At 62.5% G+C, this 25653-nt stretch carries 12 protein-coding genes; 7 read left to right on the forward strand and 5 right to left on the reverse strand.

What is annotated here, in order from left to right; genetic code table 11:
* Window positions 1-101 precede the first annotated feature (101 nt).
* Both groL and groES read right to left on the reverse strand, forming a co-directional pair.
* Window positions 102-1742: a chaperonin GroEL gene (gene groL / locus U5768_RS12150; RefSeq protein WP_322030642.1), complete on the reverse strand. Its 1641-nt coding sequence runs from the start codon at window positions 1740-1742 to the stop codon at window positions 102-104.
* Window positions 1743-1786: 44 nt separating this feature from the next.
* Window positions 1787-2077, reverse strand: coding sequence for a co-chaperone GroES (gene groES, locus U5768_RS12155; protein WP_110857043.1), 291 nt, complete (start codon window positions 2075-2077; stop codon window positions 1787-1789).
* 647 nt (window positions 2078-2724) lie between these two features.
* Between groES and U5768_RS12160 the strand changes: the two genes are divergently transcribed.
* The 4 genes from U5768_RS12160 (at window position 2725) to U5768_RS12175 (ending at window position 7292) form a co-directional block, all read left to right on the forward strand.
* Complete coding sequence (locus U5768_RS12160; RefSeq protein WP_322030643.1) at window positions 2725-3864, forward strand: hypothetical protein; 1140 nt, start codon at window positions 2725-2727, stop codon at window positions 3862-3864.
* Between the two features lie 60 nt (window positions 3865-3924).
* Complete coding sequence (locus U5768_RS12165) at window positions 3925-5010, forward strand: TAXI family TRAP transporter solute-binding subunit (RefSeq protein WP_322030644.1); 1086 nt, start codon at window positions 3925-3927, stop codon at window positions 5008-5010.
* Between the two features lie 581 nt (window positions 5011-5591).
* Complete coding sequence (locus U5768_RS12170) at window positions 5592-6017, forward strand: GtrA family protein (protein WP_322030645.1); 426 nt, start codon at window positions 5592-5594, stop codon at window positions 6015-6017.
* A gap of 99 nt (window positions 6018-6116) precedes the next feature.
* Window positions 6117-7292, forward strand: coding sequence for a hypothetical protein (locus U5768_RS12175; protein ID WP_322030646.1), 1176 nt, complete (start codon window positions 6117-6119; stop codon window positions 7290-7292).
* Between the two features lie 93 nt (window positions 7293-7385).
* On the opposite strand, the gene U5768_RS12180 is transcribed toward U5768_RS12175, so the two are convergent.
* From U5768_RS12180 to U5768_RS12190, 3 genes are all read right to left on the reverse strand, one after another.
* Window positions 7386-8582 carry an acyltransferase gene (locus tag U5768_RS12180; protein ID WP_322030647.1) on the reverse strand — a complete coding sequence of 399 codons (1197 nt, stop codon included), beginning with the start codon at window positions 8580-8582 and terminating at the stop codon, window positions 7386-7388.
* A gap of 155 nt (window positions 8583-8737) precedes the next feature.
* Window positions 8738-10609, reverse strand: coding sequence for an HAD-IIIC family phosphatase (locus tag U5768_RS12185; RefSeq protein WP_322030648.1), 1872 nt, complete (start codon window positions 10607-10609; stop codon window positions 8738-8740).
* Between the two features lie 263 nt (window positions 10610-10872).
* On the reverse strand, window positions 10873-11811 hold the full coding sequence (locus tag U5768_RS12190) for a glycosyltransferase family 2 protein (RefSeq protein ID WP_322030649.1): 939 nt from the start codon (window positions 11809-11811) through the stop codon (window positions 10873-10875).
* A 549-nt stretch (window positions 11812-12360) separates the two neighbouring features.
* On the opposite strand from U5768_RS12190, the gene U5768_RS12195 reads away from it, so the two are divergent.
* The 3 genes from U5768_RS12195 to U5768_RS12205 all read left to right on the forward strand — a co-directional run bounded on the left by U5768_RS12195 (window position 12361) and on the right by U5768_RS12205 (window position 25652).
* Window positions 12361-13071 (forward strand): 4'-phosphopantetheinyl transferase family protein, encoded by a 711-nt coding sequence (locus tag U5768_RS12195; RefSeq protein ID WP_322030650.1) that lies wholly within the window; start codon window positions 12361-12363, stop codon window positions 13069-13071.
* Between the two features lie 347 nt (window positions 13072-13418).
* Window positions 13419-23339: a non-ribosomal peptide synthetase/type I polyketide synthase gene (locus U5768_RS12200; RefSeq protein ID WP_322030651.1), complete on the forward strand. Its 9921-nt coding sequence runs from the start codon at window positions 13419-13421 to the stop codon at window positions 23337-23339.
* 3 nt (window positions 23340-23342) lie between these two features.
* Window positions 23343-25652 (forward strand): condensation domain-containing protein, encoded by a 2310-nt coding sequence (locus U5768_RS12205; RefSeq protein WP_322030652.1) that lies wholly within the window; start codon window positions 23343-23345, stop codon window positions 25650-25652.
* Window position 25653: the final 1 nt, after the last annotated feature.

Consider the following 25653-nt stretch of genomic DNA (forward strand, 5'->3'; position numbering starts at 1 on the left):
GAAAAAAAACCGCATCGCTGCGGTTTTTTCTTTTCGGGCCAGGGAAACACGCCTCACGGCGTGTCCCCCGCACTTCGATGCAATCCCGGCGTAAGCCGTTCTTACATGTCCATGCCCATGCCGCCCATGCCGCCGGGCATGCCGCCAGGCATCGGAGCATCTTCCTTCGGCACTTCAGCAACGGCTGCGTCCGTCGTCAGGAGCAGGCCTGCGACCGAAGCTGCGTTTTGCAACGCGGTGCGCGTGACCTTCGTCGGGTCGACCACGCCGGCTTCCACCAGGTCGCCGTACTCGCCGGTCGCTGCGTTGTAGCCGTAGTTGCCCGAACCTTGAGCAACCGCTGCCACGACCACCGACGCTTCTTCGCCACCGTTCGTGACGATCTGGCGCAGCGGCTCTTCCATGGCGCGCAGGACGATCTTGATACCTGCGTCCTGGTCGGCGTTAGCACCCTTCACGCTGGCGATTGCCGTACGTGCACGGATCAGCGCAACGCCGCCGCCCGGGACGATGCCTTCTTCAACGGCAGCGCGGGTTGCGTGCAGCGCGTCTTCCACGCGTGCCTTCTTTTCCTTCATTTCGACTTCGGTCGCAGCGCCGACCTTGATCACCGCCACGCCGCCTGCCAGCTTGGCCACGCGCTCTTGCAGCTTTTCACGGTCGTAGTCCGACGTCGCTTCTTCGATCTGCGTGCGGATTTGCTTCACGCGCGCTTCGATGTTCACGGCTTCGCCAGCGCCGTCGATGATCGTCGTGTTTTCCTTGCCCACTTCGATGCGCTTCGCTTGACCGAGTTCGTTCAGCGTTGCCTTTTCGAGCGTGAGGCCGGTTTCTTCAGCGATGACCTGGCCGCCGGTCAGGATCGCGATGTCTTCCAGCATGGCCTTGCGACGGTCGCCGAAGCCCGGAGCCTTGACAGCGACGGTCTTCAGGATGCCGCGGATGTTGTTGACGACCAGCGTTGCGAGCGCTTCGCCTTCGACGTCTTCGGCGATGATCAGCAGCGGACGGCCAGCCTTCGCGACTTGTTCCAGAACCGGCAGCAGATCGCGGATGTTCGAGATCTTCTTGTCGAACAGCAGGACGAACGGGCTTTCCAGCACGGCGACTTGCTTGTCCGGGTTGTTGATGAAGTACGGCGAGAGGTAGCCGCGGTCGAACTGCATACCTTCGACGACTTCCAGCTCGTCTTGCAGCGACTTGCCGTCTTCGACGGTGATGACGCCTTCCTTGCCGACCTTGTCCATCGCTTCAGCGATACGGTCGCCGATCGACGTGTCGCTGTTTGCCGAGATCGAGCCGACTTGCGCGATTTCCTTGTTGGTCGTGCAGGGCTTGCTGATCTTGCGCAGCTCTTCGATTGCTGCTGCAACGGCCTTGTCGATGCCGCGCTTCAGGTCCATCGGGTTCATGCCCGATGCGACGTACTTCATGCCTTCGCGGACGATCGACTGGGCCAGAACCGTAGCCGTCGTCGTGCCGTCGCCGGCGTTGTCGCTGGTCTTGGAAGCGACTTCCTTGACCATTTGCGCGCCCATGTTCTGGAGCTTGTCCTTCAGCTCGATTTCCTTCGCGACCGAGACACCGTCCTTGGTGACCGTCGGGCCGCCGAACGAGCGCTCGAGGACCACGTTGCGGCCCTTCGGACCCAGCGTGACCTTCACTGCGTTGGCGAGAATGTTCACGCCTTCAACCATCTTGGAACGGGCGGAATCGCCGAACACGACGTCTTTAGCTGCCATCTTCTAACTCCTTGGATTCTTGAATAGTGAGCGGTGGAATGAACTTACTTGTTCACCACGGCCATGATGTCTTCTTCGCGCATCACGAGCAGTTCGTTGCCATCGACCTTGACGGTCTGGCCAGCGTACTTGCCGAACAGAACGCGGTCGCCGACCTTGACGTCGAGCGCGATCTGGGCGCCCTTGTCGTCACGCTTGCCCGGGCCAACTGCCAGGACTTCGCCTTGATCCGGCTTTTCTGCCGCTGCGTCCGGGATCACGATGCCCGAAGCGGTCTTGGTTTCTTGATCCAGGCGCTTGACGATCACGCGATCATGCAAAGGACGAAGGTTCATGGATGTTCCTCTGTTGATTGGGACTTGAAGAGACTCAAGAAAACCTGGCTGCCGGAAACCGCCAGCCAGAGATTGGTTGTGCACGGAGCGTTGTTAGCACTCTCATACGGTGAGTGCTAATTATATGGACGGGGAATGACAAATTCAAGAAGGGGGCGGAAGGGGAATTGCTGGCTGCGATACGTATCACCCTGGAGGCGTGCTGACGGGGCCAGACCATGGAGTATCGCCACCGAGTGCCAGATTCCCTATATTTTTCAATGAAATCAATGAAGTAGGAGGCCATGCGGCTGGGCTCGACAACGATCCATCTGGACTTCACAGGCCCCGCAGGCGGGGGTGCCCCGAGTCCCCGGGCCGTACCACCCGCCCGGCCTCTCCGGGAAATCCCCGATTCAGCACCCCTCGCCGCCGGATTGGCTCAAGGGCCAGAGCGTTGGTCGGGCACCGCATATGTGCGGTAGGCAACAATGGCAATCGCCGCACTGTTGGAGAATCACTCATATGATCTTTCCAGCGGCCGCGCCCCGTCAGGCGCCCCGCTCTTCTGCGCATGCAGATCGTGGGTTCCGCGAGGCCTCGCCGATCGCTTCAACGACGATCCTGAACATGCCGAAATGGCATCGCCATGGCGGTGGAACGACAGCATGTCCGCTCAGATGACCTCTAGTCAGAGTTTCCCCACACAGTGCAACCTCTGTGGCGGCGCGCTCTACCAGTCCGTCGATTCCTGCCCTTACTGCGGCACGGATCGTCCGTTCGACACGGTTGTGCATGCGCGCCCGAAACCCGCGTTGAGAGTTCTCGATTCAACGGCGGCGCCCATGCCCGGCGTCCCAAGGGTCTCGCCTGCCGGTACGTCCGCGTCCAGCCGTCCGTCAGTGCAGGCCGACTATCTGCATCACTATCAGTTGGAAGATCAGCGGCCGTTCTGGCAGACCGGTAAAGGGTTCTTCACGAAGTGCGTATTACTCGTCTTGCTCATTCTCGCGATGGCGTATGCCGCGTTCCTGCTGTTCGGCACGCGGCATAAGCAAGAAAGCGCATTCGATGCTCACGGCACGTTCCCGGCAGCGGGCACGGTCTCGTCACCCCCCACGCCGAATCCACGCGTAACTCCCCAGTTCAAGGATGTGCCCGACAGTTTGCGCGCCGCGCGTGCAAGCCTCGCGGAGAACAATTTGTCGGACGCGAGCGCCGCGGTGAATGCCGCCCTCTCGCACGACGCGAACAACGAGGACGCCCGCGCGCTACAACGCGACATCGGGGCGCGCGAGAAAGCGCGGGACAGCGCTTTGCAAAGCGCGGAACAATGCGCGACGCAACTCGCCTGGGACTGCGTGCAGCAACAGGCATCCGCGGCGCTGGCGATCGATTCGAGCAGCCAGCACGCGCAATCGTTGAAGGAGCGCGCCATCCTGGCGGCGGGCTGGCCGCCGCTGCGTTCGCCGCTGCGTTCGCCGGATAGCGCCGCGCAAGAGAGTGCGGCAGTGCCGCTGCCGCGCGGCGCGAGCACCGTACCGCTTCCGTCGTCGCGAGATTGGGGCGCGGTCAAGGCGGCAGCATCGAAAGCACCGCCCGCATCCACGCCGCCGATTCCGCTACCGGGCACGGCCAACATCCCGGCGAATGCGGACACCGCTACGGCCGCCGCGAACCAATCCGCTACCGCCAGCGCGCCCGATGCGGCTGGCAACGACAACGACAACAACGGCGCCGACGCGCAGCAGCGCGCCATTCGCCAACTCGGCTGGAAGCACGCCACATCCACCGAGGACACGCATTAAAAAGGATTCCATAACATATCGAAGTCGGACGCACATCACAAACAGGGCGGGAGAGAGACCATGCTGAAAACGACTCTGGCGGGAGTGGCGGCGCTGACCGCCCTGCTTTTCTCGGCGCTCGCCGTTGCCGCCGCGGCGGATGCGAACTACAAGATCGTGACCGGCCCCGAGCGCGGCACATACATACAGATCGGCCAGGACCTGGCGAAATGGGTGGCGCAGCCGGCGGGCATCGACCTCGAAGTGATTCCGTCGAAAGGCTCGGCCGAAAACGTGCAGCGCATGCGTTTCGAGCCCGGCGTGAAGCTCGCGCTCGTACAGTCCGACGTCTACCAGGCCTATGTCGATATGGCCAATTCCGGCAACGAGGAGGCCGGCACGCTGATCCGGCCGCTTCGTCTCATCATGCCGCTCTACGACGAGGAAATTTATTTCGTCGTGCGTAACGACTCGCCGATGAAGACGATCAACGAGATCAAGGACAAGGTGATGAGCGTGGGCCTGATCGGCAGCGGCACCGCGCAGTCGGCCACGACGCTGTACCGCCTGATGTTCGGCCAGCCGATTCCCGAGAACGCGCAGCACCTGAGCAACGAGGACGCGCTCGCGGCGCTCATCGTCAAGAAGATCGACGTGGCGATCATCGTCGCCGGGCAACCGGCCAAGCTCTTTACCGACATGAACCCCGAGCTGCTGCAGCAGATCCGCTTCCTGCGCGTTGATCCGAACGCGCCGGAAACGGCGCGCGCAAAGCAGACTTACTATCCCGCGACGATCCACGTATCGAGCTATCCGAACTGGCTGAAGGAAGACGTGCCGACCTGGACGGTCAAGGCCTTTCTCGTGACCTACGACTACAACCTGCGCGATACGGTCGGAAACCTGAAGCGCTTTGCCGATTCGCTCTGCGAGAACTTCGACAACCTGCAGGAGCACGGCCATCCGAAGTGGAAGCAGGTGAAGCTCGATCTGCCCGGCCTCGGCAAGGGCTGGCAATACTATCAGCCCGTCGAGCGACGGTTGAAGGCGTGCTTCGCGCATCGCGCCGCGGTGCAGGCGGCTGCGCCGAAACGCGCCGCCACCATGGAACCGGTCAGTGGACAACCGTGCTCGGATCAGGCGCGTCTGCTGCTGCTTTGCAAGTAGTTCTAAATCGTGCTCTTTCCCTCTTTCCCGCACCGCGCGCGATTGACGCGATGTTCGTTGATCATCGCGTCAAGGACGCTTTCTGCAACGCATTCGGCTTGAGCGAATCGCGGTCCCGACAAATGGCAGGCTTGTTCCGCCACGCGGTGCAGCTCCGCCCACGGATACGATAGAAATACACCGCTGTGCACGAGGTCGCCATGCAGTTCACTCGACTCGCGTGCTGCGGCGTTCCGCATCGCTTTCCAGAGGTACGGGTACCGATCGAGCGTGGCGCCTCTCATTCCGGATGCTGCCGGAAAAAGGCGCGCGCACGCAGGAAGACGAGCTTTGTGCTCCGGCGAACGGTAGTTGCGGCGCCCCTTGATTAACATGCGTCAACGGTCAATCGTTTGCCCGGCGACCACACGTCGTGAGCGTCTCCGGGTCCGCTTTCTGGGGCCATTACCCGAGCGCACCGCCGCCGGCCGCGATGGGCTGGAAAGTCGGCGCGGTGCGTGGTTAAGCGAACGTTTTCAGGGCCGGCCACACGCTTGTCATCCGCTCGCTGCACAGCGCGGCGCGTTCAAGAGGAGTACGCAATGAGCAGCCCCACCGTCAGCATGTCGCTCAGCCGCACACGACTCGTGTTCTGGTATGCGACGTTCGCCGCCATTTCAATCGGTGCCAATCTCGGCAGTCAAAGCGTCGCCTTTCACCTGTACCAGGGCCCATTTGCGGTGCCGCTTTCGGTGTGCGTCGGCACCGGTGTTGGACTAGTCGTCAAATATCTGCTCGATAAGGCCTGGATATTCCGCTATGAACACCAAAGCGTCGCACATGGCGTGCGCACATTCTCGATGTACGTTGCCATGGGGCTCGGCACGACGCTCGTTTTCTGGTCCGTGGAATTCGCCGCGAACGCACTATTTCATGGTGAAGCCGGTCGGCTCGCCGGCGGCGCACTCGGTCTGGTAATCGGCTATTTCACGAAATACCAGTTGGATAAGCGCTTCGTGTTTGCGTGAGCTGCGCGGCGAACGGCTGGGGAATTCGAAATTGGGGTTCCTGTTCAATCGTTAGCCCGCCATAGAACACTGACGGTCAATAACCTCGACGGGGCACACTTGAAACCAGATATCGCAAGCCTTACCCACGACAAGGCGTGGCCTCTCTGGAGCTTATCCGCTGCCGCGTGTTTCTTACTGGTCCTCGCATTCAGCGCGCCGAGCGGCTCGTTTTTCTGGGACTATCATGTCTACGAGAAAGGCTTGAGTTGCTACCTGCAGGGACCCAACCCCTACGCGTGCGCCTCAGGCGACTTTCCATTTGTTTACCCGCCCATTTTTCTCAAGGTATTTTCCGTTATCGATTTCCCGACGGCGTTTGTTTTCCTGGTGCTAGCCTCCGCAGCGGGCATCGCCGGCGTTAGCGTAAGCCTCAAGTCTTCTATTCCCTTCCATCGCCTGGCTCCTGGCCTGATTCTCGGCTTCCTGATTAGCGGATCGGGCTTTGCTTCGATCCAGACGGGAAATATAAGCGTCTTCGCCCATCTGCTTCTCGTATCGCTTGCCTGGTTTCTATACACGAAACGCTCGATCTACTCGATAGCACTGTATGCGATCGCGATCGTATTATTTTCCGCCATAAAGCCCTACTTCCTGGCCTACGCGTTGCTTTATCTCTTTCTGCCTCGGCGCAGTTGGCTCGCATTCGTCGCGGTGCTGCTATCGGTCGCTGGCATCTACATGGCGCAACCCGCCCTCTACCCTCAACTGTGGGCGGGATTCCAGGGCGCCATCTACAACCAGATCATCCAGCACGGGGATGCAGGACTGACGATTTTCGGCGTGTTTTCCAAGTTTGGGATGGGAAAGGTCGGCTTTGTCTTCCATCTTCTGCTGATGCTGGCCGTGGTACTGATATCGGCAATTCGTCGGTACAGGCACGGACAACGCTCTTTGCACATCAGCTCCGCGAGCGAGTTGTTTTACTTCCTCGCCATCCTCATTCTGCTCAACCCCAGATTGATGTCTTATGACTTCAGCGTCTTTGCAGTCTGCCTCTATCTGTCGATGCTCCTCTCGTCACGAGGCGATGGCTGGGTGGGCGTATTCTTGAAGATCTTCCCTTTCCTGACCATTCTGCCGCTGTGCCTTGAAGGACTGTTTGATATTCGAGTGCACTCCTTGACCTACTACTTCCTGGCAACCTATGCCCTGCTGATTGCGGCGGTTGCCTGCCATTGGCCAGTACGCGTCTCATGGCCAAAAGCGACGGTCAGCATTGCACCCGGGAAGTAATGTCACGCAAGCGGGAATGGCTCCGCCCTGTTCGAGCAGCAGGCCAATAACAATAAAACCACGGCCTGCTGCCAATCCCCCGTGAAGAGTCACTCAAACCGACTCTTCCAAAGCGCCGCGCCTCGCAACTATGACTTGGCGCACCCGCTTGCTAACACTCTCGGTGTGTCTCATAGCAGGCTTCTCGATCAGTCGAAAAGTCGTATAGCTAACAAGAATCAAAACGGGGGTGGTCAGCAGAATCGTGAACCAGTGCTCGACAGGAGTAAATGTTCGCGCGCTATGCTTTCCAATGACGAAATTGAAAAGCATGAACAGAATGAACCCGTGCAGGAGATAGATGCTGTAAGCGAGTTCTCCCAGCATGCGGGATAACTGGCTGGTTAGTGCGCCGAACAAGCTGGCGCCGCCTGCAATCAAGGCAAAACTCAGGGAAAGAAGCGCCAACGGGATCCGCGCATAGGTCGTCGGAAACAGGATGACCGCCGAGGCAATCGCGGCGATTGCAATGAGCGAGGCGAATCGCTTTTGTGAAAGGTTACGGAACCAGGCGTGACGGCAAAGAAGCGCCGCAATGATCCCTCCAAGAAACGGCGCGAGGAATCTCGATTCCGCATGAAAATGAAGGAGGTCCAGTACGCCGACGAATCCGATGATCAGCACGGCAAGCGATGGAACAGCTCCGATCGCGACCGCCAGCAGCGGGAGGCACAGATAGAAGCCCCATTCATAGGCAAGGGTCCACGGCACGCCCGATAAAATGAGGTTTGTGCCCTCCACCCCGTTTAGATCCGGCTCGCCAAAACTGGAAAAACCTATCCATCTCAATGCGTTGACCGCCAGCGTCACAGGGGGCTGCGATAGCGTGAAACCTGACATGACAGCGACGCAGACGAAGAGAAGCAGCATCGCGAACAAATACAACGGCGTCAGCCGCAAGATCCGCGAGACGTAAAGCTTGATCCAGTCAACCCCTTTCTCTTTGTCGTTGATTATTTTTGTCGAAAACAGGAAACCGGTAATCATGAAAAACAGGGACACGCTTGCGCGCCCGATATTTGCCATGAAATTCGACGGTGGTGCATCAAAGTGGGAGGTTTTGAGGTAGAAATACCAAATGCAGGAATGGTGCAGAAAAACAAAAAATGCGAGGTATCCCCTCAAGCCGTCAATCGTTGCGAAGCGCCCGACCGCGCTGGGGCTTCCGAATCGCCAGATCAATACTTTGGCAGTAGCAAGCGCGAGTAGCACCGCGGCAAAAAACGGGAAAGGACTAGTCGGGCTTATCATTCTTTTTCACCTCTTCGTGCGACCCGCGCTACGTGAGCGCCAAATCGGCGTACCCAGCCTTCCCAGCCAGAAAGTCAGCGAGGTGTCTTCCGGTGTCGCCGAACACTCATTGAATCTCGATCTTCTTCATGTAGCTTGCCATTGTTGCTTTTGCATTAAATCCGCACCGGGGGAAACTCGGCCGCGCCCAGATTCTCGATCTCTATGTAGGACGGGAGTTCATTCGCGGTACGCGAGTACAAACCCGCGGCCGTTTGGGAGAACCCGAGCCGTTCGAAATAATCGTGGCAGGTCGCATTCCTTCCGGTGTCGACCATCTCCGCGCGAACTTCGGAACCCGACTTCAACGCCAGCCGCGTCGCAATCGCCCCCACGACCAATTCCGCGCCAAGCCCAAATACGCGGCACGATAGCACCACCTGAACGATCTTCTCGCCCTGGATCAGGCAAACGGAGATGATGCCGTTGTCGATCAATTTGTCACGCAGCGAAGAAACCACGCAATAGCCGCCGCGGCCTATGAACGCCTCGAACTCCGATCGCTCCCAACGTTTGCCGGTCGTATTGAATTGATTGGTCTTGTTGATCAGCTCGAACGCGCGATCGAAGTACCGGGATTTCGGCGTCTTGATCAAGAAGAATGACTGGCGAAGCTGTAGTGAAGCCAGCCACTCTTCCCGCGAGACGCCATTGCCGGTATCGGCGCTGGCTTCGCGCTGCGAGATTGCGCGCACGAGTTCGGTGCGGCGCGACGATTCTTCGGTGACGACCGGGACCTGCGTTTCCGCCGATCGCAGGATGATTCGCCGCCAATCGTAATGATTCCCGCCCAGGCAGCGAATGGTTGGGATCGCCGCCTTTACCTCCGACAATTCACGGTCGTTGTCGTCGATAAAAACGCAGTTGCCCGGAAGCAGATTGACCTCCTTGAGGATTTCAAGGATGTTCTGCGACTTGGGCTGCCAGTTGATGCGCACGCACGCGAAGTCGTCCATGGTGATGGCGCCGCGCCAGATGGCGTTGAACCGCTCGATGGTGGGCGCTTCTTCATTCTTGCTGCAGATCGCCAGCAAGCCGCCGCGCTTCTTGAAGTACAACAGCGCCTCGGCGAGGCCGATAGGCCAGCCTTCGATACGTTGCTCCTGACTCACGCTCTCGCCTTCCGCCGCAACGCCCCGCCACATGGTGTCGTCGAGGTCGACGATAATCAGCTTCACAGGGTCTCGCTGCTCGATGACCTTGACGATCGCTTCGATCCGAGAAAGAAACACAAGGGTAAATTCGCGGGACGCAACCTCATAGGTCACGATATTCCCGATTGCTTTTGGCGCAATCAGTCGATTCGCGTCCAGCTTGAAGTCCCAATCGTTGATGAACGACGCGTGCGAGCTGCTCAACAGGACATCGTCCTGCAAGTGCCGGCGGCCGATAAAATTCAGTATTTCATTGGCATCGAGAAAATAGCAATTATTGGTCTTGCGCACCGCTTCGAACAACAGACGGTTGATCTCGCGCACGAGGTTTCCGGCCGATGTCATACCGAACGGATCGATGAGGTCGCCATCGTAATTAAAGCTCGGCTCGAAAAACGACATGAAGACTATCGGAGCCTTAGAGATCTGCGCGGCGATCTGCGCCACCTTCTGGGAGAGATATTCACCGGTTCTTTCCAGAAGGGCGCGAGCCTCGTCGTCTGAACGCAGGCGCGAAAAGACCATGTCCACCACAGGCTCAGGCGTTTGCGTCACTTCGCCCAGAATGTGCCGGAGCGTGAGATTCACGACGACGACGTCATCGGTTGGCGCCGCATCCGGAATCGGGGCGTGGCGCTTCGAGCCCATCAGGATGTGCCGGATGTTGTGCCCGGTGTTTGCGCTTCGCTTGACGAGCATTTCCACCGAGCACGTGCCCAGCAGCAATATATTGAGCTTGCGCGGATGGATCGCGAGCGACGTCGGCGGCAACGGTAAATTGACCTGTTTATCGGCGACGGACGAGTAAAACAAATCGCGGACAAATTGACGCATTTAGGACCTCGAAGTCGAACATTCTCCACTCGGGATTGGAGCAGACCGCAGATAAGCGATCTGTGCGCCGACATACACACCCCAACCAGATGAACGTTTGTAAACGACGTAGACATACCCCAGCCGATCGGACAGACATGAAGGGGAAGAACAGCCCGGGACGAAAACTTCGAACTTGAGGGGGGTCAAACTGGAGGGAGGAACCGGATGCGCAAGCTCGCCGGGAGCGCCGGCTATATTTTCTTTTTCACGGCCAATGCAGTTCAAGTCAAATAATCCCCGATCTGGATTATCCGCCTCAAATTCTTGATTAAATTCACCCCTCCCCACCCGATCACCAGCCTCACAAACAGCAATACCCAATCCTGGCCCGGAATCTCGATCTCCCTCAACAACACTCGCTCGACAAGGGCAAGCCGCAAGGCAATATTCATTTTCTTGTAAATCAGGACATTGAATATAAATGACGAAACATGCCCCTTCGACATCAGCTTGTTATATTTTTCGAAAAAGACGAGACTGGGTTCGCAACTGACCGCCTTCGATATTCTGCCGGGACTCTCGCTCAAGGAGTACTCCACCAGTGCGTCGTGCAAATAAACGAACACGCAGCCAGCCATTTCAGCTCGAATGGCGAAATCCCAATCCTGATGACGGCGCAACGATCCATCGAAGCTGATCAGCGGGTACTGATGACGCCACATCATGATCGATGAAGTCTGGATATAGCCGCCCTCCAGCAGGATGAAGTCGAGCATCCGCTGACCGTCATAGGGCGAGCGGTTGCCGGGAATGCTCCGGCCCGTATCCGCGAGCACGACGTTACTGAACAGCACCCTTGCTTCGTTCCCGGCAGGCTTGGGGCCGAACGCGGCGATGCAGCGCTCCAGTTTGTTCGGAAGCCATCGGTCATCGGCGTCGAGGAAAGCAATCAGATCGCCTGTTGCCTCTTCAATGCCCCGGTTTCGACACCACGCCGCACCATGGTTCTCGCTTACGCGAATCAGGCGCACTGCAATGTTGTCTCCGCAACGATCCGGCAATTCGAAGTGCAACCGCGATGCGTCGTCGACGACAATGATTTCCTGCGGAGCAATGGTTTGACGGGATATCGACTCTATTGCCACCCGAAGCAAATCAGGGCTGTTGTAGTGTGGAATTATCACACTCACGTTGTAGACATCGTCAAAGTCACGCCGCATCCCACACCTCGAATCTGAATGTCCACCACTCCCTCGCAGAGAGTAAAGCCGTGCGGTTTGTTCGGGAAGCGCCTCAATTACATTTAGCCTTACCTTTCCTTACCAATCACATAAAGAAACATCACAAATTTCTGGAATAAAATTACAAAATCATTAATATCACTTTCCAGATGCATACGAAGAGGATGACAAAACGGCTCCCCCCAGGCGACGGCCCGGTTTTCTTTTAAAGCAATAGATGATTCGCGCGGCACCGCATCGAGTCGCGAAGGACCATGCGGTCCCGCTACTTCAGGAGAGCCTCACAGGTATCAAGTCGACGCTTTTCCCCGCAATTGCCGCGTCGATCCATGCGCGCAGTGCGCGCACGCAGTACAGCGTAATTGCATCACGCTTTGACTAATCGTAGGCCCGGCCGCAATCGCCGTTCCGTGGGTTGCCCAACAAATCCGCGAGAGTTGTATCTGTATATTCTCCTGTGAGCCGGCCCCTCTTTGCCGCAACGCCGGGAACCGGCACTTCCCCAGCGCAAGTCGAACCAGGCTATTTATGTCCGCGTCGCCGCTCACACCGCCTTCCGCGCAAGAAGTCCATGTTTGGCAATGGGACATCGACGCATGCGGGAGTGATTTCGATCGTTACTGGGTGTTGCTTTGCGCGCAGGAGCGCGAACGCGCCGGCAACTTTCGCTTCGAGCTGCATTGCCGCCGCTATGTAGCGGCGCGCGGACAACTCAGACAAATCCTTGGCCGCTATCTCGCACGCGCTCCACAGACGATCGCACTGGAATATGGTCCGGAAGGCAAACCGTTTTGCACGAGCCAACCTGCTGAATGGACGATCTGTTTCAATCTGAGCCATAGCGAAAGCACGGCGGCGCTCGCCGTTTCCAACGGTTTCGAAGTGGGGATCGACGTAGAGCATGTTCGCCCGATCGAGGAGAGCATGCCGCTCCAGGTCCTCTCCGCTCGCGAGCGCGAACAATTCGACGCGCTACCGGCAACAGAGCGGCAAGCGGTTTTCTTCGAAACCTGGGCGCGCAAGGAGGCCAGCCTGAAGGCGCTCGGCACCGGCTTCGTCCTGCCGGCGGAGCACTTCGAGTTCGATCTTTCCATCCACGGCGATACGACACCCTGCCTCGTCGGCGGCGAGGCGACGGAAGCCTCGCGTTGGCGCATTCGCGCCCTGCCGCCCGGTGCACCCTGCGCGGGCGCGGTAGCGGCTCGCCGCACCGGCTGGTCGATCGTCCATATGAATTGACCTGGGAAGGTCGCCGCCCACCCTCCTCTCCTTAGCGGTTCGACCCGTTGTGCCATGCACAACGCCGCACCCGAATCTCGCGTCTTGACCCCGAAAAAGCGCCCACCCGCCGCGCCACTGCGATGTGTTGCTGCAGCACATCGTGTGTGCGAAGGCGAACGGATAGGCGTCTCGCGGGAGTTTAACTTTCACTTACAGCAAATTTCAGACGTGGGAGTCAGCCCGCCGCGCAATGGCGCAGTGGTTTGTCTATCCGTGACCGGCAGCCGTTATACGCAAGCGCTGCGTGTACAACGCCAGGCCTGGCTCAACCCAGGACCTTCGTCAAAATTGTGGGGGAGTTGCAAATGTCGCACAGAGATGGGATTTCAGGCGTTTTGCCGGGCGGGACCGATCATGCGTCTGGCGTGGCCGCACGCTTTGACGCCGTATGCGCCAACTTCGGCAATCATCTTGCTGTGATTGACGCCACAGGCGAAGAGCATTACGCCGCCCTCGGCGAGCGTTCGGCGCGGCTCGCGACCGTCCTCCACGAAATGGGACTGGAGCCGGGCGAGCGCTGCGCGATCATGGTTTCGCGCAGCCGCGACACGCTGGCCTTGATGCTCGCGATCCTGCGCCTCGGCGCCGTCTACGTGCCGCTCGACCGCGCCTATCCGAAGGCGCAGCTCGATTTCATCGTTTCCGATTGTTCGCCCAAGCTCATCATCGCCGAGGCGGCAGCGCTCGCCAGCGTGGGCGAACTCGACGGCATTTCGGTCGATCTCGAGCATGTCGTGGCGGCAGCCGAAGCGGCGGGCCCGGCACCACTCCACGCTTGCACTCGTGACGACGCTGCCTACGTGATGTATACCTCCGGCTCGACCGGCAAGCCCAAGGGCGTGGTCGTGCCGCAGCGCGCGATTCTGCGTCTCGTGCAGAACCAGACGTTCACCGAACTTGCTCCCCACACGCGGTTCCTCAATCTCGCGCCGCTCGCCTTCGATGCGAGCACGCTGGAGATCTGGGGACCGCTGCTGAACGGCGGCTGCGCCGCCATCATCAACGAGGTCCAGCCCTCTCTCGACACGATCGCGTCCGAGATAGCGCGACTCGGCGTTACCAGCGCCTGGTTCACGGCTGGCCTCTTCAATGCGCTCGCCGACTATCGGCTGGAAGCCTTTCTGCCGCTCAAGGAGGCGCTCACGGGCGGAGACGTCCTCTCTCCCGTCCATGTTCGCAAGGTCATGGAGGCTCATCCGGGTCTGCAGATCATCAACGGTTACGGCCCGACCGAGAACACGACCTTCACCTGCTGCTACCGCATTCCGCGCGACGGCGAAGCGCTCGCAAACGGCGACGCCATTCCCATCGGCTTCGCCATCGCCGGCACGAGCGCCTATATCGTGGACGACAAGCTCGCGCCCGTTGCCGACGGAGAAGTCGGCGAGCTGGTCGCGGGCGGTGACGGCGTTGCGCTCGGCTATCTCAACCGCCCTGAACTGACGGCCGAAAAATTCGTCGACGACGTATTCGCTCCCGGCGCCAGGCTCTACCGCACGGGCGACCTCGTGCGCCGCCGCGCCGATGGAGCCATCGAATTTCTCGGCCGCAACGATCGGCAGATCAAGATTGCGGGCAAACGCATCGAACTCGACGAAATCGAACATGCGTTGCGCGTGGCGCCCGGCGTGGCGGACGCAGCCGTAGCGGCGTTCGACGGCCGCACAGGCAAGGCCATCGCGGGTTTCGTCAAAGCCGATACCGCGGATGCCGCCGTCCTCCTGAAAGACATTCGCGCGTATCTCAAGTCTGCGCTGCCCGACTACATGATGCCGTCGGAACTGCGCGTACTGCCGGACTTTCCGCTGACACCCAATGGCAAGATCAACCGCAAAGCGCTGCTTGCGGAAATCGATACGCAATCCGAAGCATCGGCGGCGGCATCGCCCGTGAACGACGACGTGGCCGACAAGCTCGCGAGTGTATTCGAAGGACTCCTCGGCAAACCCGTGGATCGCCGCGCGAACTTCTTCGACCTGGGCCTGCGCTCGCTCGATCTGATGCGCGCGCACGCCATCATCGCGCGCGACGTCGCGGCCAGGGTCGCGCTGGTCGATCTGTTCCGCCATCCCAATGTCGAGGCGCTGGCCGCGCAGTTGCGCACGACGCTTCCGGCAGCGAGCAAAGAGGCGATGCGCCCGCGGCCTGGCGCGCAAAGCGGAGCGATCGCAGTCATCGGTATGTCCGGACGGTTTCCCGGCGCGCGCAATGTCCCGGAACTCTGGGCCAACATTCTCGCGGGACGCGACTGCATCACGCATTTCGACGTAACGGAACTCGAAGACAGCTTCGATGACGGCTTGCGCCGCGATAAGAGCTACGTCAAGGCGCGGCCGATACTGGCGGACGTCGACCGCTTCGATGCCGGCTTTTTCGGCATGCTCGCGCGCGAGTCGGCGCTGACCGACCCGCAACAACGCCTCTTCCTCGAGATTGCCTGGGAAGCGTTCGAAGACGCCGGCTACGACCCCGCGACGATCGCCGGCGCGGTGGGCGTGTTCGCCGGCACCTCGATGAACACCTACTTCCTCAAGCACATCCTGTCCGATCGCGGGGTCATCGACGAATTTACGAGCCAGTTTCAGATCGGCGAATATCAAAAGCTCGTGGGAGCCGGCGATTTCGTCGCCACCCGCACCGCTTACAAGCTCGGACTCCGGGGACCGGCCATCTCGGTCCAGACGGCCTGCTCCACGTCGCTCACCGCGATCAGCCTCGCAGTCGAGAATCTTCGCGCGGGACGCTGCGACATGGCGCTGGCCGGCGGCGTGTCGATCACCTTCCCGCAAAAACGCGGCTACTTCTACGAAGAAGGCGGCATGGGCGCGCCCGACGGCGTGTGCCGTCCGTTCGATGCCGACGCGAAGGGCACGGTGTTCGGCAGCGGCGCGGGCGTGGTCCTGCTCAAACGTCTCGAAGACGCCATCGCCGACGACGATCCCATCTATGCCGTGGTCCGCGGCGTGGGCATCAACAACGACGGCTCCGACAAGGTCGGCTTCACCGCGCCGAGCGTCGACGCCCAGGCCCGCGCCATCGCCATCGCGCATGCCGAGGCTGGCATCGATCCGGCTTCGATCGGCTATGTCGAGGCCCACGGCACGGCAACGCCGCTCGGCGACCCGATAGAATTCGCGGGCCTCGTGCAGGCGTTTCGCCTGGGCGGCGCCGAAGGTGGCCAGTTCTGCGCACTCGGCTCGGCAAAGGCCAACGTCGGGCACCTCGACGCGGCCGCGGGCGTGACGGGTTTCATCGCCGCGTCGCTCGCCCTGCGCAACCGCACGTTGCCGCCGCTCACGCATTTCCGCTCGCCCAACCCGGGCATCGACCTCGCCAATAGCCCGTTCTTCTTCAACGCGGCCGCGCGCCCCTGGGCGGACGGCCGCGCGCCGCGCCGCGCCGGTGTGAGTTCGCTCGGCGTAGGCGGAACGAACGTGCATGTCGTGCTGGAGGAGGCGCCCGGCCGTAACGCCTCGGGCGAACAAAGCGAAGGACTCCAGATTTTGCCGCTGTCGGCGCGCAGCACGGCGGCGCTCGAACGCGCGAAAGCGAATCTCGCCGCGCATCTCGCCAGTCATCCGGACATCGCACTCGCGGACGTGGCCGCGACGCTGCAAACCGGACGCCGCGATTTCGCGCACCGCGCCGTGGTGGTTGCCGAGAGCGTGGAGCAGGCGCAAGCGAAGCTCGAGAAAGGCGCAATCGAAGCTCAGGCCCCGCAGGCCACGCCCGCAGTCGTCTTCATGTTTCCGGGCCAGGGGGCCCAGTATCCGGGCATGGGCGCCGCGCTCTATCGCAGCGAGCCGGTCTATCGCGAGTGGATCGACAAGGGCGCCGAGGCGCTGGCTCCGCATCTCGGGCTCGACATCCGCACGATGCTGCTGAGCGAGGCCCCCGAAGGCGACGACACTCCACACCCGATCCGCTCGACGATCTACGCGCAGCCGGCGCTCTTTCTCGTCGAATACGCGCTCGCGCAGTTGTGGATTTCGCGCGGCGTCAAGCCGGCGGCCATGATCGGCCATAGCGTCGGCGAGCTGGTCGCGGCCTGCGTGGCCGAGGCGATCGACTTTGACGACGCGCTGCGCCTGATCGCGCAACGGGGCGCGCTCATGCAATCGGCGGAACCGGGCGCGATGCTGGTCGTGCGCCTCCCGGAAGCCGAACTCAGCCCCATGCTGCCCGCCGATGTCGATCTCGCCGCGATCAACGCGCCGACGCTCAGCGTCGTGGCCGGCCCCTTCGCGGCCATCGAGGCGTTCGAGGCCACGCTCAAGGCGCGCGATATCGAGCATCGACGTCTGCATACTTCGCATGCCTTCCACTCGCGCATGATGGCGGGTGTCGTCGACGAGCTTGCCAAGGTCGCGGAGGGACTTTCCTTCAGGAGGCCGAAGATTCCGTACGTGTCCTCCGTGACGGGACAGTGGGCGGCGATGGATCAGCCGGTCAGCGGCCAATACTGGGCCAGCCATTGCCGTAATGTCGTGCGCTTCAGCGACGCGCTGGCTACGGTCACGGCGCAAGGCAAACCTTTGCTACTCGAAATCGGCCCCGGCCGCACGCTTTCGACCTTTGTCCTGCAGGGCATGCCGCGCGACCGGCATCAGGGCGCGATTGCCTCGCTGCCCGATTTCGCGACGCGCGAGCGCGAGCTTGCCGTTCTCGCCGAGGCGACCGCTCGCCTGTGGCTGAACGGCGTCACGCCGGACTGGCAAACGCTGCGTGCCGGAACGGGCCGCCGCGTGTCGCTGCCGACCTATCCCTTCGAGCCGGAACGGCACTGGATCGACGCCCCGGCAACCGCCTCTTCATGCCCGCCGACGACCATTGCCCCCGCGATTGCCGCGCCAACTTCGTCCGCAGCCCTAACCGATATTCCCGAGACCGCCATGGCCCAAACCGTCCAAATCGACCGCAAACCGCGTCTCATTGCCGAACTGGCGTCACTGCTCGCCGAAATGTCCGGCGAAGCGCCGGATACGTCCAATCCGGACGTGACCTTCTGGGATCTCGGCTACGACTCGCTGTTCATGGGGCAAGTGTCTCGTCAGTTGCGCCGCCGCTACGACGTTACGATCAGCTTCCGGCAGATCATGAGCGACTATCCGACGCTGCCCGCGCTCGCGCAGTTCCTCGACGGCGCGATGCCGCCCGATCCTGAAGTGCCTGCCGAAGCCGCCCCTGTCGCCGCGCCTGTCGCTGCACCGGTTGCGGTTCAGGCGGCAGTCGCGCCCGTCGCCGTTGCGGCCGCGCAAACGATTGTTGCGCCTGCCACGGGCGACCTCCAGTCGGTGATCCGCGACCAGCTCGCCGCGATGCAGTCCGTCATGGCGCGTCAGCTCGAAGTCCTGCAAGGCGCGCCGCTGGCCGCGCAGCAACCCGCGGCCCAAATAATCGCGGCGCCTGCAGCCGCGCCCGTCGTGACAGCCGCGGCGCCCGCGCCCACCCCCGCCGCCGCGCCCGCGCGCGCCGCCGGCCCGGAAATCAAGTTCGAGGAAAACCGCCCGTCGCGCTTCACCGCATACAAGCCGGGCGCCACTCACTCGGCCCAGATGACCGACGCCCAGAAGGCGTTCATCACCGATCTCGCAACGCGTTACTCGGCCAAAACCGCCATCTCCAAGGCTCGTACGCAGTCCTACCGGTCGGTGCTCGCCGATCCGCGCACCGCCAGCGGCTTCCGCGAGGAATGGAAGGAACTCGTCTATCCGATCGTCGCCCAGCGCTCGAAGGGCTCGAAGATCTGGGACGTGGACGGCAACGAGTACATCGACGTGGTCAACGGCTACGGCCAGACCGCGTTCGGCCACACGCCCGATTTCGTGGTGGCGGCCGTCAACGCCCAACTGGCGGAAGGCTTTGCCATCGGGCCGCAGTCCCCGCTTGCGGGCGAAGTCGCCCAGATGTTCTCCGAAATGACGGGCCATCAGCGCGTCACGTTCTGCAATACGGGCTCGGAAGCCGTGATGGCGGCGATGCGTCTCGCGCGCACGGTCACGGGCAAGGACAAGGTCGTCTGCTTCGACGGCGACTATCACGGCCAGTTCGACGAAGTGCTCGTAAAGCCGGGCAGCGAAGCAGGCGTCCCGCGCGCGTTCCCGCTCGCCCCGGGAATTCCGCAGACCTCCGTGGGCAACATGGTCGTGCTGCCCTACGCGCGTCCCGAAAGCCTGGAATGGATCAAGGCCAACATCGACGATATCGCAGCAGTCCTGATCGAACCGGTGCAGTCGCGCCATCCCAATCTGCGTCCGAAGGAATTCGTGCAGCAGTTGCGCGACGTCACCGCGGCCAACGACTCGGCCCTCATCTTCGACGAGGTCGTAACGGGCTTTCGCGTCCATCCGGCCGGCATGCAGGGCCTGTGGGGCATCCAGGGCGACATGGCGACGTACGGCAAGGTAGTGGGCGGCGGCCTGCCCATCGGCGTGCTCGCGGGCACCACCCAGTACATGGACGCGCTCGACGGCGGCCAATGGCAATTCGGCGATGCTTCGGTGCCCGAAGTTCCGCCTACGTTCTTCGCGGGCACGTTCGTGCGCCACCCCGTGGTGCTGGCCGCGATGAAGGCCGTCCTGCTGCATCTCAAGGAAGCCGGCCCCGCGCTTCAGGAAGGGCTCGGCGCGCGCATGGCGGGCCTCGTGCAGCGCGTCAACGCGCATCTGGAGAAGGTCGGCATCGCCACGCGGGCGGAATCCTTCTCAAGCTGGTTCTACGTAAATCTCGCGGGCGAGGATCGCCTCGGCAGCCTCTTCTACCCGTATATGCGCTACCTCGGCGTGCATATCATGGAAGGCTTCCCCTGCTTCCTGACGACGAGCCATTCGGACGAGGACATTCGCAAGATCGGCGACGCCTTCATCGCGAGCATCGACGCGCTCCAGCGCGTGGGCATTCTCGGCGGCGCACAGGACGCCGCGGCGCTTACGCAGGCCGAACCGGCGCTCACGCAGTCGGCGCTCACCGAGCCGCAGAAGGAAATCTGGATGTCGGCGCAGCAAGGTCACGAAGCCTCGCTCGCGTTCAACGAGTCGTTCACGCTCGAGCTCAACGGCAAGCTGAACGAAGCCGCTTTCGAGCGCGCCTTCGCCGCGACCGTTGCGCGCCACGACGCGTTACGCGTGCACTTCTCGCGCGTCGGCGACACGATGTTCGCCGAGGCGACGACGACCGTTCCGCTCGTGCCGATCGACCTTTCCGCTCACGTCGATCCGGCGGCCGAACTCAAGGCCATCGTCGATGCGGAAGCCCGCGAGGTCTTCGACCTCACCCGCGCCCCGCTTGCGCGCGCCGCGCTGGTGCGCCTCGAAGCGCAGAAGTGGGCGTTCGTGTTCACGGCGCATCACATCGTTTGCGACGGCTGGTCGATCAACATCATCCTGCGCGATCTGGCCGCGCTCTACGCAGCGGAAGTCTGGGGCACGCAACCCGAACTCGACGAAGTGCAGAGCTTCCTCGCCTTCGCCAAGGAACAGGACGAGATCGGCGTGGACAAGGAAACGCGCGAGTTCTGGATGAATGTGCATCGCGAGCCGGCGCCGCAACCCGATTTGCCCGGCGACCGTCCGCGCCCGGAGCGCAAGAGCTTCAACGGCGCATCGACGACGCGCCATCTGGGCGCCGATCTGCTCAAGCAGGTGAAGACGGCCTCCTCGAAACAGGGCTGCTCGCTGTTCGCCACGCTGTTCGGCGCGGCCCAGGTGCTGTTCGGCCGCCTGTCCGGCAACGACGACGTGGTGATCGCCGCGCCGATGGCGGGCCAGTCGCAAGCCGGCGAAGCGCTGCTGGTCGGGCACTGCGTCAACTTCCTGCCGCTGCGCGTGAAGTTCGACCGCGAAAAGCCGTTCGCCACGCACATGAAGGCGGTGCGCGACCACCTCTACGACGCGGGCGACCGGCAGAACTACACCTACGGCGCGCTCGTGCGCGACCTCGGCATCAAGCGCGATCTGAACCGCCTGCCGCTGACCGATCTTCAGTTCAACCTGGAAAAGGTCGACGGCGAACTCGACATGGCCGGCGTCACCACGCACTTCGCGCCGAACGCGAAGGCCTACAGCAACTTCGATCTGTTCCTGAACGTGATCGAATCGGCGCAAGGACTGCGGCTCGATTGCGACTTCAACACCGACGTCTACGACGAAACGACGATCCAGCGCTGGCTCGGTCACTACGAAACCTTGCTGAGCGCAATCGCGCGCGATGCCGAAACGCCGGTCGCGGCGCTCCCGCTGCTCAGCGACGCCGAAATCCACCATCTTCGTGACGAGCTGAACGCTTCCCGGCGCGACTACGACTTTTCGCAGACGACCCCGGCGCTGATCGCCGCGCAGGCCTGGCAGGCCCCTGATACGACGGCCGTGTCGGACGAGTCGACGAGCCTGACCTATGGCGAACTCGATGCGCGCGCGAACCAGATCGCCCGCCGGCTCATGGCCGCGGGTATCGCGTCGGGCTCGCGCGTCGCCATCGCGATGGAGCGCAGCGCCACGATCGTGGCCGCCATGATCGGCGTGTGGCGAGCGGGCTGCGCCTACGTGCCGCTCGACATGACGATGCCGCCCGCGCGCCTGCGCCAGATTCTCGACGGCGCGGATATTGCCGCCATCCTCAGCGACGAGGAAAGCCTCGCGGTGCTGGAACCGGGCGCGCATCGCGTGCTGGACGTGGAGGCGCTCCTCGCGCAGGACGACGACGAAACCATGATTCTGCCCACCGTCACCGACGCGGACTCGGCCTATGTGATCTTCACGTCGGGCTCGACGGGCCAGCCCAAGGGTGTCGAGATCGGCCATCGCGCGCTGAGCAACTTCCTGCTCTCGATGGCGCATGCACCGGGCTTTACCGTGAGGGACAGCATCGTCGCGGTGACGACCTTCTCCTTCGATATTTCGGGACTCGAGCTGTTCCTGCCGCTCATCGCGGGCGGGCGCACCTTCATCGCAGGCCACGCGGAAGTGCGTACCGGTTTCGAACTGGTGACGCGCCTGAAGGAAGAAGCCGCCACCGTTCTTCAGGCGACGCCGTCGCTGTGGCGCATGCTGCTCGAAGCGGGCTTCAAGGCGCCGAAGGGCTTCAAGATCCTGTGCGGCGGCGAGCCGCTGCCGCGCGACCTCGCCGACGACCTGCTCGCGACCGGCGCGGAAGTCTGGAACCTGTATGGTCCGACCGAGACGACGATCTGGTCGTCCGCCTCGCGTGTCGTTGCGAACGCACCCGTGGTGATCGGCGCGCCGCTCGCCAATACCGACCTGCACGTGCTGACCGACGACCTGCGCCTCGCGCCGCAAGGCGTGAGCGGCGAACTGTGGATCGGCGGCGAAGGCCTGGCAAAGGGTTATTTCAACCGCCCCGACCTGACCGAAGCCGCATTCAGGTCCGTCGCCATCGAAGGCGCCGCGCCGCGCCGGCTCTACCGCACCGGCGACCTCGCGAAGCGGCTCGCCGACGGTTCGCTCCAGCACCTGGGCCGCCGCGACCAGCAGATCAAGCTGCGCGGATTCCGCATCGAGATCGAGGATATCGAGGCCACCTTGCGCAAAGCGCCCGGTGTTGCCGCCGCCGCCGTGGCCTTGCATACGGTGGGCGACAGTGCGCGCCTCGTGGGCTACCTCGTGGGCGCCGGCAAGCCCGACCAGAGCGCGGTCGCGGCGCATGCCGCCGGGCAACTGCCGTCCTACATGGTGCCCACGCTGTGGATGACGCTCGACGCGCTGCCTCAAACCGCGAACGGCAAGCTCGACCGCAAGGCGCTGCCCGTGCCGACGGCGGATATGGTGGCCGCGCCGGTGCGCCAGCCGCATGCCGCGCTCAAGGTCGTGCCGCAAGCGCCGGTGCCGGTGCCCGTGGTCGAATCGTCCGCGCCCGCCGAACCGGCGGCGAGCAAGGCGGAGGAGATCATCGTCGCGGCCGAACCCGTGGCCTTGACGCCGACGCAATCCACCATCGCCGCGATCTGGGGCGAGGTGCTCGGCCTCCAGCAGGTCGGCGTCGACCAGAAGTTCTTCAGCCTCGGCGCGGACAGCCTGCAGTTGTTCCGCATCGTCGCGCGAATGAACGAGCGCGGGCTGGGCGTGGATGCGCGTCAACTCATGAAGAACGTCACGATCGAGCAACTGGCCGCGACCCTCGACGGCACACAGACGGACGAGCCCGTCGAGGCGCCCGCCGTGGCGAGGCCGTCGATCCTCAACTTCAAGCGCAGGATTGCCGAAGGAGCCTGAGCGATGAACGGGACAGCCTTGAATATCGCGCCGGTGCAGGAGGTCGAGGCAGGCCACGCCCTGTTCCCGGCGACCGCCTGCCAGGTACGCTACTGGCACGAGCAGAAGGCTTCGCCCAAGGCCTCCGCGCTCAACATCGCGTTCCGGCTGCAATTGTCCGGGCCGCTCACGGCCGCGAGCATCGAGCAGGTGCTCGGCGAACTGGTCGCGCGGCACGAGGTTTTGCGCACCGGTTTCCTCATGACGGGCGCGGGGTTGCGCCAGCAGGTCTGGAGCCGCGCCCCGTTCCGGCTCCAGGTGGTGGACCTCGGCGGCCTGGACGAACAAGCCGCGTTGGCCGAGGCCCAGCGCGTGGGTCTGGAGCAGGCGCGCACGCCTTTCGAGTTGTCGTGCGCTTCGTTCTTCCGGGCCGTGTGGTTGCCCCGGTCGAGCACGCAAGGCGAGCTGCAACTCACTTTCCATTCGCTCGTGATGGACGGCTGGTCTTTCGCGATTCTCGTGCGCGAACTCGTGGAAGGTCTCGCGGCGCTGCACGCGGGCCGCGATCCCGATTACCCCGACGTCGACCTTCACCATGGCGACTACGCGCTATGGAAGGGCGAATTCCTGGCCAGCGCCGCGATCGACCGCGCTCGCGTCCATTGGCGCCAGGAGCTTCAGGGCTTCAGCCGCTTCGACGTGCCCGGCGATCGCGCCCGGCCGGCGGCGCGCCGCTTCCAGGGCGTGATTCGCTCCATTCTGTTGCCCCGCGAGATGAGCGAGCGTCTGATCGCGGCCGCCAAGGCGCAGGGCGTGACGCTCTTCAGCGTGGCGGCCGCGGGCCTCGCGATGTCGCTGCAAAAGACGACCGGGCAGGCCCGGGTCGCCATGGGCACGCAGATGTCGGTGCGCGACCAGCAGGAACTCGAAGGCGTGGTCGGGCCGCTCATCAACACGGTGATCCTGCGCCTCGACGTGACCCAGGGCAGCACGCTCTCCGATGTGACCGCGCAATGCGGCGCCAAGCTCAGCGACGCCATCGAGCATCTTCATCTGCCGTTCGAAGAGATGATGGAAATGGCGGGCGAAGTGTCCGACTCGAACCGGCCGCCGCTATGCTCCGTCAACTTCGCGCTGCAGCAAAGCTTTGTCGGCATGGGCGACGAGGTGCGCCGTCAGGACTTCGCCGCGACGACTTCGCCTTCCTTCAACGCGGGCGCGCTCTACGACCTCAACTTCTTCATGGTGCGGCGCCCCGAAGGCTGGCGCATCTCGTGCGAGGGCGACACGGACCTCTACGACATCGAGACGATCGACCGGCATCTGGCCAACTGGCGCGAGGTGCTGGAAACGGCCGAAGTCGTGCCGCAACGCGCGCCTGCACCCGCGCACGGCAACGGTCACGACACCGCGCAGGTGGCGGGCGGCGTGGGCGTCAGCGGCTTCATGAGCCGCGCGGAGCTGGAGGCGAAAGCGCACAACGTCGTGCGCTTTAACGAGGATGGTTCGCAAACGCCCGTCATCGTGCTCAACAACATCGCAGTCCTCTACGAGCTGGCCAGACAGGTCGGCGACGAACGGCCTGTCGTCGATGTGCCGATGGTGCCGAAGACGCCCCAGCCCGACTTCCCGCTGCGCGCGTTCGAGGATCTCGCCGCGGACGCCGTGCGGCTCATCAGACTGATTCAGCCGCATGGGCCCTATATCCTCATGGGCTACTGCGTGCTGGGCGCGATGGCGCTGGAAGCCGCCCACCAGTTGCGCCGCGAGGGCGAAACGGTGGAACTCGTCGTGCTCACCGATTCCTGGTGCCCGGGGTATCGCGAAACGATGCCCTGGTACGATCGCCTGCTGCGCAAGATTCAGGTGCGCATGGACGACATACCGCGCGACTACCGGCTCGCACGACGCGGCGAAATGTCGATGATCGCGTTCCTCCAGCAGTTCCGGACCGTTCGCTGGCTTCGTCTCACCCAGCTTGCGGTGAAGTTCGGCCTCCTGAAGAACGACAGCGCGAACAACATGATCGACGATAACCTCTGGTACGGCCGCAATATCGGCTATCTGCGCGAGCAGCAGGTGCGATATCGTCCGAAGGACTACGACGGCAACGTCCAGATCTTTCGCAGCGGCCAGGTGCTCAAGGGGCGCCTGTTCGCGCACGACATGGGCTGGGGCGAAGTGGTCAGCGGCAACCTCGTTGTAACCGAGGTTCCGGGCATGCACAACCAGATGTTCCGCGCGGCTGGCGCTGCGGTCATGGGCAAGCAACTGCTCGACCGGTTCGCCAACGCCGTGCGTGCGAAGCAGGAAAACGCCCCTGAAGGGCCATGAT

The organism is Paraburkholderia sp. J76 (assembly GCF_905220295.1).
Lineage (GTDB): Bacteria > Pseudomonadota > Gammaproteobacteria > Burkholderiales > Burkholderiaceae > Paraburkholderia.